At 61.1% G+C, this 11556-nt stretch carries 14 protein-coding genes and 1 tRNA gene; 10 read left to right on the top strand and 5 right to left on the bottom strand.

Going from position 1 to position 11556, the window contains the following annotated elements:
* The first annotated feature begins 24 nt into the window (after positions 1–24).
* From BUB53_RS00745 to BUB53_RS00715, 7 genes are read left to right on the top strand one after another with little or no spacing between them, the layout of a single operon-like run.
* Positions 25–339, top strand: a complete 315-nt coding sequence (locus BUB53_RS00745) for a heavy metal-binding domain-containing protein (RefSeq protein ID WP_073031604.1) — start codon at positions 25–27, stop codon at positions 337–339.
* A gap of 1 nt (position 340) precedes the next feature.
* On the top strand, positions 341–943 hold the full coding sequence (locus tag BUB53_RS00740) for a hypothetical protein (protein ID WP_073031603.1): 603 nt from the start codon (positions 341–343) through the stop codon (positions 941–943).
* 34 nt (positions 944–977) lie between these two features.
* Positions 978–1733 carry a Fe-S cluster assembly ATPase SufC gene (gene sufC, locus BUB53_RS00735; RefSeq protein WP_073031601.1) on the top strand — a complete coding sequence of 252 codons (756 nt, stop codon included), beginning with the start codon at positions 978–980 and terminating at the stop codon, positions 1731–1733.
* Positions 1733–3022 carry a Fe-S cluster assembly protein SufD gene (gene sufD, locus BUB53_RS00730; protein ID WP_073031599.1) on the top strand — a complete coding sequence of 430 codons (1290 nt, stop codon included), beginning with the start codon at positions 1733–1735 and terminating at the stop codon, positions 3020–3022. The genes sufC and sufD overlap by 1 nt, the downstream gene beginning before the upstream one ends.
* Positions 3022–3507 carry a YIP1 family protein gene (locus tag BUB53_RS00725; protein ID WP_073031597.1) on the top strand — a complete coding sequence of 162 codons (486 nt, stop codon included), beginning with the start codon at positions 3022–3024 and terminating at the stop codon, positions 3505–3507. Before sufD ends, BUB53_RS00725 begins: the two co-directional genes overlap by 1 nt.
* Entirely contained in the window at positions 3504–4106 is a 603-nt protein-coding gene (locus BUB53_RS00720) for a YIP1 family protein (RefSeq protein WP_159437750.1), read from the top strand. Before BUB53_RS00725 ends, BUB53_RS00720 begins: the two co-directional genes overlap by 4 nt.
* Positions 4106–5326: a cysteine desulfurase gene (locus BUB53_RS00715; RefSeq protein WP_073031594.1), complete on the top strand. Its 1221-nt coding sequence runs from the start codon at positions 4106–4108 to the stop codon at positions 5324–5326. The genes BUB53_RS00720 and BUB53_RS00715 overlap by 1 nt, the downstream gene beginning before the upstream one ends.
* 18 nt (positions 5327–5344) lie before the next feature.
* Here the strand turns inward: BUB53_RS00715 and BUB53_RS00710 are convergent, their stop codons facing one another.
* Positions 5345–6838, bottom strand: a complete 1494-nt coding sequence (locus BUB53_RS00710; protein WP_073031591.1) for a fused MFS/spermidine synthase — start codon at positions 6836–6838, stop codon at positions 5345–5347.
* Positions 6839–6964: 126 nt separating this feature from the next.
* On the opposite strand from BUB53_RS00710, the gene BUB53_RS00705 reads away from it, so the two are divergent.
* Positions 6965–7041 (top strand) — tRNA-Arg (locus BUB53_RS00705).
* A 36-nt stretch (positions 7042–7077) separates the two neighbouring features.
* Here the strand turns inward: BUB53_RS00705 and BUB53_RS00700 are convergent.
* Positions 7078–7263, bottom strand: a complete 186-nt coding sequence (locus BUB53_RS00700) for a hypothetical protein (RefSeq protein ID WP_073031589.1) — start codon at positions 7261–7263, stop codon at positions 7078–7080.
* A gap of 134 nt (positions 7264–7397) precedes the next feature.
* Here BUB53_RS00700 and BUB53_RS00695 point away from each other — a divergent pair, with 134 nt between their 5' ends.
* Positions 7398–7847 carry a type II toxin-antitoxin system RatA family toxin gene (locus BUB53_RS00695; RefSeq protein ID WP_073031587.1) on the top strand — a complete coding sequence of 150 codons (450 nt, stop codon included), beginning with the start codon at positions 7398–7400 and terminating at the stop codon, positions 7845–7847.
* A gap of 188 nt (positions 7848–8035) precedes the next feature.
* Positions 8036–9361: an MmgE/PrpD family protein gene (locus tag BUB53_RS00690; RefSeq protein WP_073031585.1), complete on the top strand. Its 1326-nt coding sequence runs from the start codon at positions 8036–8038 to the stop codon at positions 9359–9361.
* 43 nt (positions 9362–9404) lie between these two features.
* Here the strand turns inward: BUB53_RS00690 and BUB53_RS00685 are convergent, their stop codons facing one another.
* Genes BUB53_RS00685 through BUB53_RS00675 form a run of 3 tightly spaced genes read right to left on the bottom strand, consistent with a single transcriptional unit; the run spans position 9405 to position 11511 of the window.
* The gene (locus BUB53_RS00685) at positions 9405–9872 is read right to left on the bottom strand and encodes a CinA family protein (RefSeq protein WP_073031583.1); all 468 of its coding nucleotides are present in this window, start codon (positions 9870–9872) and stop codon (positions 9405–9407) included.
* Positions 9869–10366: a phosphatidylglycerophosphatase A family protein gene (locus BUB53_RS00680; RefSeq protein ID WP_073031581.1), complete on the bottom strand. Its 498-nt coding sequence runs from the start codon at positions 10364–10366 to the stop codon at positions 9869–9871. The genes BUB53_RS00685 and BUB53_RS00680 overlap by 4 nt, the downstream gene beginning before the upstream one ends.
* Positions 10363–11511 carry a bifunctional 2-C-methyl-D-erythritol 4-phosphate cytidylyltransferase/2-C-methyl-D-erythritol 2,4-cyclodiphosphate synthase gene (locus tag BUB53_RS00675; RefSeq protein WP_073031579.1) on the bottom strand — a complete coding sequence of 383 codons (1149 nt, stop codon included), beginning with the start codon at positions 11509–11511 and terminating at the stop codon, positions 10363–10365. The genes BUB53_RS00680 and BUB53_RS00675 overlap by 4 nt, the downstream gene beginning before the upstream one ends.
* Positions 11512–11556: the final 45 nt, after the last annotated feature.

The following is an 11556-nucleotide window of genomic DNA, read 5'->3' as shown; positions in this document are numbered from 1 at the left end:
CGATCCGCTGACAAGGGGGCGGTCATGATCGTCACGACAACGCAAAATATCGAGGGCCGCAAGGTCGCCGAATACCGCGGGATCGTGGTGGGCGAGGCCATCATGGGGGCCAATGTGTTCCGTGATTTCTTTGCCCAGATCACCGATGTGGTGGGCGGGCGCTCGGGCGCCTATGAATCCAAGTTGCAGGATGCCCGCGACACCGCCCTGAACGAGCTGGAACAGCGTGCCGCGGCACTCGGGGCCGATGCGGTTCTGGGGGTCGATCTGGATTACGAGGTCGTCGGCGATTCGATGTTGATGGTTTCGGCCAGTGGCACGGCGGTCGTGCTGGCCTGAAATGGATCAGGCAGCCACCATATCGCGCCCCGAACTGACCCTGCCCGAGGCAGAGGCACGAAGATTGCGCGCGGCCTATGAGGCGGCGCAGGTGATCCTTGAATACGGGTCCGGCGGATCGACGGTGATGGCGGCCCAAATGCCGGGAAAATCGGTGTTCTCGGTCGAAAGCGATAGGGACTGGGCGCAGATGATGCGCGATTGGCTGGCGCAGAACCCGCCCGCCGACGGGACCGTAGTGGATATTATCTGGTCGGATCTGGGGCCGACCAAGGAGTGGGGCTATCCCGAAACCGACCGTGAATGGCAGCGCTATGCGCGCTATCCGCTTGAGGTTTGGGATTTGCCCGAGTTCCGCCAGCCAGACGTGGTGCTGGTGGATGGCCGGTTTCGCGCCGGTTGTGCGATGGCCACGGCCTTTCGCACGCAAAAGCCGGTAAGGGTGTTCGTCGACGACTATGCGCGGCGCAAACACTATCACCGGATAGAGGAGTTTCTGGGCCGGCCTGTGATGGCCGGACGGATGGCCGAGTTCGATGTTGCGCCGATGGCGGTGCCTGCGGACCGGCTGTTGACGATAATCGAGATGATGACGCGGCCCTGAGCCGCCACGGAACATAAGCGAGGAGCTGAAAAAGATGCTGGAAATCAAGAATCTGCATGTCGATCTTGAAGACGAGGAAAAGACGATTCTCAAAGGTGTGGACCTGACTGTCGAGACAGGCAAGGTGCATGCGATCATGGGGCCCAACGGATCGGGCAAGTCGACGCTCAGCTATGTCCTGTCGGGGCGCGACGGTTACGAGGTAACCGAGGGCAGCGCCACTCTGGATGGGGAAGACATCCTTGATATGGAACCGGAAGAGCGCGCGGCGGCGGGTCTTTTCCTGGCGTTCCAGTATCCGGTGGAAATTCCCGGCGTCGGCAACATGACCTTCATGCGCACCGCACTGAATGCGCAACGCAAGGCCAAGGGGCAGGAGGAGATGAGCGCGGCTGATTTCCTCAAGCTGGTGCGTGAAAAGGCCAAGGCGCTACAGATCGACAGCGATATGCTCAAGCGGCCAGTGAATGTGGGATTCTCGGGCGGTGAAAAGAAGCGCAACGAAATCCTTCAGATGGCGCTTCTGGAACCCAAGATGTGCATTCTGGACGAAACCGACTCGGGGCTCGACGTGGACGCGATGAAGCTGGTTGCCGACGGTGTGAACGCGCTGCGCCAAGAGGGGCGCGGCTTTCTGGTGATCACCCATTATCAGCGCCTTCTGGATCACATCAAACCCGACGTGGTGCACATCATGGCCAATGGCCGGATCGTCAAGACGGGCGGCCCCGAACTGGCGCTGGAAGTCGAGAAGAACGGGTATGCCGATCTGGTCGAGGAGGTGGCGTAATGGCTTTGCCACAGGTGAAACTGGACGCGACCGAGGCGCGGCTGTCGGCAGCTGACCGGCCTGCGGCGGGGGCGTCATGGGCCGAAGCGGCCCGTGACGCGGCTTTGGCGCGGGTCCGCGACATGGGATTGCCTCATCGGCGCGACGAGTACTGGAAATTCACGAATCCCGAAACGCTGGTGCAGGCGGAAACACCTTCGGCGGCGGTGTTCGAATCGGACGAAACCCAGGTTTTCAAAGAGGTCGACCGTCTGAAAATCGTCTTTGTCGACGGGGTTTTCGACGCCGAGGCCAGCGACGACCTGGCCCTCGAAGGTGTGAGGATCGAACGTCTGGCCGAAGTTGCCGCAACGGATATTCACTGGGCCAAGGACCTGTATGGCGTTCTGGAAGAACGCGGACAGGACCCTGTGGCACGCCCCTTGGCCGCGCTGAATACGGCATTGGCCAGCGATGGCGTGGTGATCCATGTCACCGGCAGGGCCAGCAAGCCGATCAACCTGATTTATCACCATGAATCAGAGGCTTCCGATGCGATTCTCCACCACCTTGTAAAGCTCGACAAAGGTGCGGACCTGACGATTCTGGAAAACGGCCCGGCAGCGGCACGGTTCAACAAGGTGATGGAGGTCGAAGTGGCCGATGGGGCGGCGTTCCATCATGTGCGCACGCAAGGCCGCGACCACGAGCGCCGGGCGGCCACGCATATCTTTGCCCGTCTGGGCGAGGAAAGCGCGTTCAAGACCTTTACGCTGACGGCCAATGGCGTGCTGACGCGCAACGAATGCGTGGTGGAACTGACCGGCGACAATGCCGTGGCGCATGTGGCCGGGGCCTGTGTGGGCGACGGGGATTTCCATCATGACGATACGGTGTTCGTCACGCATGATGCGGTGAATTGCGAAAGCCGCCAGGTTTTCAAGAAAGTGCTGCGCAACGGAGCGCGGGGCGTGTTTCAGGGCAAGATCCTCGTGAAACCGGGCGCCCAGAAAACCGATGGCTATCAGATCAGCCAGTCCTTGCTGCTGGATGACGACAGCGAATTCGACGCCAAGCCGGAACTGGAAATCTATGCCGATGACGTGGCCTGTTCGCATGGCTCGACCTCGGGGGCGATCGACGAGGACGGTCTGTTTTACCTGCGGGCGCGGGGCGTTCCCAAGGATATTGCCACCGACCTGATGACGCTGGCCTTTCTGGCCGAGGCGGTCGAGGAGATCGAGGACGAAACGCTGCGCGAGACCATCGTGGGCCGGCTGGAAGGCTGGCTGGAACGCCGGCGCGGCTGATGCCGGTTACAACGGATATCGCGGCCACCTACAGGCGGCCGCGGGCCGTTATGCGGCGGCTGCTGGCGATGCCACCGCACGAAGGCCGTGCGCTTGCCATCGTCATGGCGGGGTGTGTCGTGGTGTTCATCGGCCAGTGGCCGCGTCTTGCACGCGAGGCACATCTGAGCGGTCAGGAACTGAACATGCTTTTGGGCGGGGCGTTGCTGGCGTGGGTCTTCATGATGCCGCTGGTACTCTATGCGCTCGCGTTTTTCAGTCACCTGGTACAGCGCGTCTTTGGCGGGGCAGGCGGGGGCTATTCCAGCCGTCTGGCGTTGTTCTGGGCCTTTCTGGCCTCCAGCCCCCTCATCCTGTTGCACGGCCTTGTGGCCGGATTCATCGGGCCGGGGCCGGGATTGCAACTGGTCGGGCTTGTCTGGATCGCGGTGTTCCTGTGGTTCTGGCTGTCGAACCTGCGAGAGGCGGGATGGGGAACATCATGACGCTCTCGATGCTGAAATCGCTGTTCCTGCTGACGCTCAAAGCGCCAAAAGCTGCCGGGGCACGGATCATATCCCTGAATTTGCCCGTACAGGGGCTGTGGCTGGCGCTGTCGCTGGTGTCGGTGGTCACATCGCTGATCTTTGCGGCGCTGATGCAGGTCGCTGCCGTGGGCGAGGATCAGTTCAGTGAACTCATGCGCCAATCGCCCGCGCACAGCGCACCGTTGATTCTGGCATTGCTGCAATGGGGCCGCGCGGTGCTGTCAGTGTTCGTCTTGTGTTGGGTCGGGCGCATGATGGGGGGCACAGGTCATCTGCGTGATGTGTTGGCGGTGATGACATGGTTGCAGGCAGTAACCTTTGTCTTGATGGCCGGCATTGTGGTTTTGGGAATGGCGCTGCCGATGCTCAGTTCCCTGATGGTCCTGGCCATGGTCGTCTGGTGGGTCTGGGCTGTCGTTTCCCTTCTGGATGTTGCGCATGAGTTTGAAAACATGTTCAAGGCGGCTGGCGTTCTGATCGTATCGCTGTTGGGTGTGACGGTCGGGCTGTCGATTTTCTTTGGGCTCGTATCGGGCCTGTTCATGGGGGTGTCCTGATGCTGGATGTCGAAAAGATCCGGGCCGATTTCCCGATCCTGAGCCGCGAGGTCAATGGCAAGCCTCTGGTCTATCTGGACAACGGGGCCTCGGCGCAAAAGCCGCAGGTGGTGATCGACGCGATCACCCGGGCCTATTCCCACGAATATGCCAATGTGCATCGCGGGCTGCATTACCTGAGCAATATGGCGACAGAAAAATATGAGGCCGTGCGCGGCACCATTGCGCGCTTTCTCGGGGTTGCCGACGAGGATCAGATCGTTCTGAATTCCGGCACGACCGAAGGCATCAACATGGTCGCCTATGGCTGGGCCATGCCCCGGATGGAGGCGGGCGATGAAATCGTCCTGTCGGTAATGGAGCATCATGCCAACATCGTGCCCTGGCATTTCCTGCGCGAGCGGCAGGGGGTGCGCCTGAAATGGGTCGATGTGGATGCCACCGGCGCGCTCGACCCGCAAAAGGTGATCGACGCCATCGGTCCCAGAACCCGGCTGGTGGCGATCACGCATCTGTCGAATGTTCTGGGCACCAGGGTGGATGTCAAAGCGATCTGCGATGCTGCCCGTGAAAGGGGCGTTCCGGTGCTTGTGGATGGATCTCAGGCCGCCGTGCATATGCCGGTGAATGTCGACGAGATCGGCTGTGATTTCTATGCGATCACGGGTCACAAACTCTATGGTCCTTCCGGCTCGGGAGCGATTTTCGCCCGCAAGGAGCGACTTGCCGAGATGCGCCCGTTCATGGGCGGTGGCGACATGATCCGCGAAGTCAGCAAGGATGAGGTCGTCTATAACGACCCGCCGATGAAGTTCGAGGCCGGGACACCGGGCATCGTGCAGACCATCGGGCTTGGTGTGGCGCTGGACTACATGATGGGCATCGGCATGGAAGCGATTGCTGCCCACGAAGACTCCCTCAGCCGCTATGCCCAAAAGCGCCTGACCGGACTGAACTGGCTGAATGTGCAGGGCACGACACCCGACAAGGCGGCGATTTTCTCGTTCACCATGGAAGGGGCGGCCCATGCCCATGACATCAGCACGATCCTTGACAAGAAGGGCGTTGCGGTGCGCGCGGGGCATCATTGCGCGGGGCCGCTGATGGATCATCTGGGGGTAACGGCCACCTGCCGTGCATCGTTCGGAATGTATAACACCCAGGCCGAGGTCGACGCCCTGATCGACGCGCTGGAACTGGCGCACGACCTGTTCGGCTGAGACATTGCGCGTCAGCCGTCAGCCCGGTCCAAGCAGCCGGTCGATAGGGGCATAATCGTCGGTCAGGACGGGCGCGCCTTTCGGTGACAGCACGGTTTGCACGAAACGATCGGACAGCACACCAAAGCGTTTCGTATCCGGGGCGGACAACAGCAGGCTGTCCTCCGGGCTGGCGCTGTCGGAGGCGACCAACACGAAGACGAGCCGTTCGCCGGGGGTCGGAGGGCGTTGTTCGGTCCAGATTTCGACATTGGGAAAAACCCGGGACAAGGTAGAGTGAATGGCGGCCAGGGCCTCGAGCCGGTGCTGAAAATCGATCACATTCATCACGAAGACGCCGCCCGATGTCAGGCGGTCCCGGACCAGTTGGAAGAACTCCCGGGTCACCAGATGTGAAGGCACGGCGATATCGGTAAAGGCATCGCCGACGATCACGTCATAGTGCCTGTCCGGGCGGATCAGCAGGGCACGGCGGGCGTCCTCGTGCAGGACGGTAGCGCTGTCCGGGTCGAACCAGAAATCGCGCGCGGCGGTTCGGGTCACGGCAGGGTCGATTTCTGCCACGGTCAGGGGACCGAAGCCTCTGTCGGCCCATGCACGCGGAACGGAATAGGTGCCACCGCCGACGAAGAACGCCGAAAACGGGCGTTCCCCCATCCGCATTCGGGCAATCCCGTCCAGCATCGCGGCATGATCGGTGAACATGATGCGCGGCACGTCGCGCGCGCTGATCCCATGGGCCAGGTGGTCGATCACCATCAGGTTCACGGGGCTGCCGGGATCGGCCGATATATCCTCTGTCCTGATGCAGAAATACCGGCTTTCATGATCGCAGGGGCTGGATAGCAGGGCGGCGCTGCCCGATAGCACAAGGACAATGCCCGAGGCGGCCAGAATGCCGCTTGAACGCAATTGCCGGGCGAGCCCGAAACAGATCAGCGCCGCCAACACATAGCATATGGCGACCACACTGATGGTCAGCGCACTGCCCAGCCAAGAGATAAAGACGAACCCCGCCAGCAACGTGCCCGCAATCGCGCCAATCGCGCCGGATGCGAACATGGCGCCAAGCGCACGGCCTGATCTGTCTGTCCCGTTTACCGCGATCTGCGCAAGCACCGGTGCCGGCACACCGGCAAAAAAGGACGGGGCAAAAAAGGCCACGGCGCATAAAACGGTAATGCCCCAAACAGGATGTTCGAGCGTATCCAGAACCGGACCGGCACTCAGCCGCAGCAGCCCACCGGCGATGGCCGTGGTCAGGGCCGCCGCCAGCAACGCCCAGCCGGTCAACACCATGGCGCGCGAGGCCGGGCGTTCGGCGACGCGACCGCCCCACCAGTGCCCGGCGGAAAACCCCGCCAGCACGATGGCTATGATGGCCGTCCATGTATAGAGAGACATGCCCACATATGGCGCCATCATCCGGCCCGCCACGATCTCGACCACAAGACTGGCCGCCGAAACGGCTGCTTGCAGGGTGATCAACAACCAAAGTGGAGCAGTGTGCATGGCAGTCTCCGGAATTCCAACAGCGGAGCCATAACGCCGTATTTGCATCACAGGTGCAAGTCCGATCCTTACCCAAGGATTTCCGATTGCAGGGCCGCGCGCTTTGGCCTATAGCCGGGTCCGCACGCACCTGTAGCTCAGCTGGATAGAGCGCTGCCCTCCGAAGGCAGAGGCCATAGGTTCGAATCCTATCAGGTGCGCCATTTATTCGTTTGTTTGGCACATGCTGCAATGCTGTCCTAGTTGGTCTGCCACATGCGGCCGCGCGTGCTGTTAGGTGTCAGGATGTCGGGCCAGCCAATGAAATGTTCGATCGCGAGCAGGGTCAGGCAAATCGCCAGTATCGCGAAGAAAAACCTGATCCGCTTCTCGCTCGGCGGGGATTGCGCCCACCGTGTCATCCGGAACAGCCAGCGAAGGTTCATGGCCGGACGACCGGGTTCAAATGCCCCGGATTGCTACTGTGGCTGTTTGCCCGCATGACTTCCTCTTGAATTTCCCGGACCAGTCTAAGAAAAAGCCCCGACCTGTCCACAATCAATCCGGGGCGCGCAACCGAATGCCGTCACATGCCGAAACCCGCCACCTGCCTTACAGCGCTCAGCAGATGTACGATCTGGTGGCCGATGTCGGCAGCTATCCCGAATTCCTGCCCTGGACATCGGCGGCACGTGTGCGCCGGGTAACACCGCAGACCGATGGCTCAGAGGTCATGGAGGCAGACCTCGTGGTTAGTTTCAAGGTGTTTCGCGAACGATTCGGGAGCCGCGTCGTCTTATGGCCGGAAGACAGGAAAATCGAAACCGAGTATCTGGATGGGCCATTCAAATATCTGATTTCCAACTGGAGGTTCACGGATACGCAAGACGGGTGCGACGTGCAGTTCGACGTTGATTTCGAATTCCGCAACCTTCTGTTGCAAAAGGCCGCAGGGTTGTTTTTCTTCGAGGCGATGCAACGCATCGTCAAGGCGTTCGAATCCCGCGCGCAGGATTTATACGGCGCATGAGGGGCGGTATCTGACCGGCGTACAGAAAACGGTTTGGGGCGGGAAACAGGCGCGGCGCGGCTGAGGTCTGGCGATACCCTGGTCGGTAAATGCATCGCAGCCATATCCTCAAGCTATTGGAACCATCTCGTCGCCCGCTGTATGACCAACGGTGACGACATGCCGCAGCGCGAAGGATTGGAACTGTCATGACCAACGTAATTGATCGCTTAGCCGTCTTTGTGGATGCACATCGCCAGTCGGGCAAATGCCCGAAAGAGGCTCTGGATGTCATGCGGCTATGCCTGTTGGATTGGGCTGTCGTCGGACTTGCAGCAGAGCAGGAAGCGATCACCGGTTCCATCTTGGGCTATGCCAACGACACCGGTGGGGAAGGTTCCTCATCGCTTTTCTTCGGTGAAGGGCAGAGATTGGCCCGGACCGCCCCGCGTCTGGCTGCGCTGGTTAATGGCACGATCAGCCATACACTGGATTTCGACGACACGCATTTTGCGCATATTGGTCATGTCAGCACAGTGGTTTTCCCTGCCGCTCTTGCCATGGCCGAGGCCGAAAACGGTGATTTGCAGCAGCTGGTGCAGGCGGCCCTGATCGGGGCCGAGGTGGCCACCCGTGTTGGTGTCTGGCTGGGTCGCAGCCATTATCAGGCGGGATTTCACCAGACGGCCACTGCTGGCGCCTTTGGTGCGGCCGTGGCGGCGGCAGTGTCCACGTCGGATGTTACAGCGGCAGCACCGTTACGGATTGTGGCGGGCATGGCGGCTGGTTTGAAACAACAGTTCGGAACCGCGATGAAGCCCATGAATGCAGGGATGGCGGCGGCGCATGGGGTCGAGTCCGTTCTTCTGGCGCGTCATGGGCTCGATGGGTCACAAGAGGCCGCAGACGGGGCGCAGGGGTTCGGCAATACGCATCATGGGGAAAACGACCTGAGCGCGTTCGACACTCTCGGGCAGGCCTGGCTGTTCCCGGATGTCACGCATAAGTTCCACCCGTGCTGTCATGGAACGCACGCGATGATCGAGGCGATGAAATCCGTTCTGGGCGATCAGTCAGACCTGACAGGGCGCGTCCGCAAGATCGAGCTGCGCACCAATCCCCGCTGGATGAGCGTTTGCAACAAACCCGCGCCGGTGGATTACCTTGAAGCCAAGTTCAGCTATACGTTCCTGGCGGCACTCTTGCTGCGTAACGGCATGAAATCGTTCGGAAATTCCGATATGGCGGCGTGTTTTCCCCTGGACGAAACGCATCGCGATTGCATGTCGCGGGTCACTGTGATCGCGGATGAAAGCGTGTCGGAAACAGCGGCGGAGCTTGTGGTGCATCTGTCGGACGGCTCGATGCTCGAAGCGTATAACGACCTGACCGATCCATTGCCCTTGGATGTTCGTCTGGATAAGCTGATGGAAAAGGGGCGTGAGTGTCTTGGCAGCAAGGCCGATGACTTGTGGGCAGCGATTCAGGGGGACGATCTGAAGGCGTTCACGGCGTTGATGCGTCGCGGCGCATGAGAATCGGATCGTAAGCTATTGAAATGAATTGCGGTTAAATCGATCACGACAGGGAGCGGTGGAGCAGTTCAAGCGCATGATCGCGTGATATCCGCCGCACCTCGGACCGCCCCGGTGCGCCGAATTCTTTGGTTTCCGTGAATGTTTTCAATCCCTTGCGGGCCAAACCGAAACAAACCCGGCCCTCGGGTTTGTGTTCCGACCCGCCGGGGCCCGCGATGCCGGTGATCGCCACGCTCAGATCCGCGCCCGAACGTGACAGGGCGCCTTCGGCCATTTCACCAGCGACCTGTTCGGACACGGCGCCGTGGGCGATCAGCGTGTCGGTGGACACGCCCAGCATCTCGACCTTGGCCGCGTTGGAATAGGTAACAAAGCCGCGATCCATGACGTCGGATGACCCCGGAATGTCTGTCAGCGCGACGGCGACCATACCGCCGGTGCAGGATTCGGCGGTGGCTATGCGCAGCTTCAGCTTGCGCGCCAGATCAAGAATATCATTTGCAATCAACGCATTAAAACTCCATGTGAAAGTGCCGCCAGGGCCATGACGCCAAGCGCGGCAAACAGCCCGGCAATCATATCATCCAACATCACGCCAAGCGAATCCCCGCGACGGTCGGCCCAGCCGACGGGGCCGGGTTTCCAGATGTCGAACAGGCGGAACAGGACGAAGGCGGCGATCCAGCCGGGATAAAGGGCGGTGAGGGATGCGCCGACATGGGCGGCGCCGATGGACACGGGCAGGAAGGCCAGCCATTGTCCGGCGACCTCGTCGATCACGATCTCGGAAGGGTCGTGATCCTGTTTTCCTTTTGTTTCCAAATGCGTAGCCCACCATCCGGATGCGAATGCCAAGACGATCCCGGCCAGCAACAGCCAGGGGCCGCCGATGACATGCAGGGCCCAGGCCACGGGAATGGCGGCTGCCGAGCCCCATGTGCCGGGGGCCGGGCGCAGGTGGCCGACACAAAAAAACGTTACAATCAAATGGGTTACGCTCATGTTTTCACCAGTGTTGCTGTGGCCTGTGCGGCGATGCCTTCTTCGCGGCCGGTGAAGCCGAGCCGTTCGGAGGTGGTGGCCTTGACGGAAATCCGGTCGATGGAGAGGCCTGTGATGTCGGAGAGGGCCTGCCGCATGGGCTGTGCATGGGGGCCGATCTTGGGGTGTTCGCAGATCAGGGTGAGGTCTATATTGTTGATTTCAAAGCCATTTTTCTGCGCCAAACCGACCGCGTGACGCAGGAAGATATCACTTGCGGCGCCTTTCCATTGGGGATCGGAAGGGGGGAAGTGCTGGCCGATGTCGCCCATGGCGAGCGCACCGTATATTGCGTCCGTGATCGTGTGCATCCCAACATCTGCGTCCGAATGGCCCTGAAGGCCGCGGGTATGGGGAATGCGGACTCCGCAGAGGGTGACATGGTCGCCATCGCCGAAACGATGCACGTCATAGCCGTTGCCGACGCGTATATCCATTTGATTTACCAGTATTTTTCGGGCGCGTTCGAAATCGTCCGGGTGGGTGATCTTGAGGTTGCTCTCACTGCCGTCGATGATCCGTACCGGGATACCGGCGGCGCGGGCCACCTCGACATCGTCGGCAGCGTCGCCCCGATGTTTGCGATGGGCCTCAAGAATATCATCAAAAACAAAGGCTTGCGGTGTCTGCGCGCGGAACAGGCCGGTGCGGTCCTGTGTGCCGGTCACGATCCCGTCCACCCCGCGCCAGAGCGCATCGGTCACCGGCAGGGCGGGCGCGGCGGCGCGGGTGTCTTGGGATTGAATTTCGTACAAAACGTACGAAATGTACGCGGGTTTCGTACAACATCGGGCCACATCGTGAATGAGTGCATACATGATGGACGCATCGCCCGCCGTCGCGGCCAGGTATTCGAGACCGTTGCGCACGGATTGGGCGCGGGTCGCACCGCCTGTCGTGACCTCGACCCCATCGGGCGGCGTGAAGAGATCGAGATCGTCGGGATGCAGGACTACCACGATCCGGTCGAGTCCGGGCGTGGCGCGAAAGGCGGCGACGGTCCAGTCGATCACCCGCCGCCCGGCGAGCGGCTGCCATTGCTTGGGCTGGTCGCCCCCGGCGCGGCTGCCGCGGCCTGCGGCGACGATGATGGCGGCATTGGTCATGGGAATTGATTACGCGCAGCCCCGGCCAAGCGCAATGCCGGGAAC

The organism is Roseovarius pacificus (genome assembly GCF_900142665.1).
GTDB classification, from domain to species: Bacteria; Pseudomonadota; Alphaproteobacteria; order Rhodobacterales; family Rhodobacteraceae; genus Roseovarius; species Roseovarius pacificus.
Note: the sequence above shows the minus strand (reverse complement) of the source record. Positions and strands in the feature narration are given on the sequence as shown.

Excerpts from the sequence above, each read along its gene's own strand:
- BUB53_RS00680 (WP_073031581.1), bottom strand. The coding sequence starts at position 10,366 with ATGAGCGTAACCCATTTGATTGTAACGTTTTTTTGTGTCGGCCACCTG.
- BUB53_RS00740 (WP_073031603.1), top strand. The coding sequence starts at position 341 with ATGGATCAGGCAGCCACCATATCGCGCCCCGAACTGACCCTGCCCGAG.
- BUB53_RS00700 (WP_073031589.1), bottom strand. The coding sequence starts at position 7,263 with ATGAACCTTCGCTGGCTGTTCCGGATGACACGGTGGGCGCAATCCCCG.
- BUB53_RS00725 (WP_073031597.1), top strand. The coding sequence starts at position 3,022 with ATGCCGGTTACAACGGATATCGCGGCCACCTACAGGCGGCCGCGGGCC.
- BUB53_RS00715 (WP_073031594.1), top strand. The coding sequence starts at position 4,106 with ATGCTGGATGTCGAAAAGATCCGGGCCGATTTCCCGATCCTGAGCCGC.
- BUB53_RS00695 (WP_073031587.1), top strand. The coding sequence starts at position 7,398 with ATGCCGTCACATGCCGAAACCCGCCACCTGCCTTACAGCGCTCAGCAG.
- sufC (WP_073031601.1), top strand. The coding sequence starts at position 978 with ATGCTGGAAATCAAGAATCTGCATGTCGATCTTGAAGACGAGGAAAAG.
- sufD (WP_073031599.1), top strand. The coding sequence starts at position 1,733 with ATGGCTTTGCCACAGGTGAAACTGGACGCGACCGAGGCGCGGCTGTCG.
- BUB53_RS00675 (WP_073031579.1), bottom strand. The coding sequence starts at position 11,511 with ATGACCAATGCCGCCATCATCGTCGCCGCAGGCCGCGGCAGCCGCGCC.
- BUB53_RS00720 (WP_159437750.1), top strand. The coding sequence starts at position 3,504 with ATGACGCTCTCGATGCTGAAATCGCTGTTCCTGCTGACGCTCAAAGCG.
- BUB53_RS00745 (WP_073031604.1), top strand. The coding sequence starts at position 25 with ATGATCGTCACGACAACGCAAAATATCGAGGGCCGCAAGGTCGCCGAA.
- BUB53_RS00710 (WP_073031591.1), bottom strand. The coding sequence starts at position 6,838 with ATGCACACTGCTCCACTTTGGTTGTTGATCACCCTGCAAGCAGCCGTT.
- BUB53_RS00690 (WP_073031585.1), top strand. The coding sequence starts at position 8,036 with ATGACCAACGTAATTGATCGCTTAGCCGTCTTTGTGGATGCACATCGC.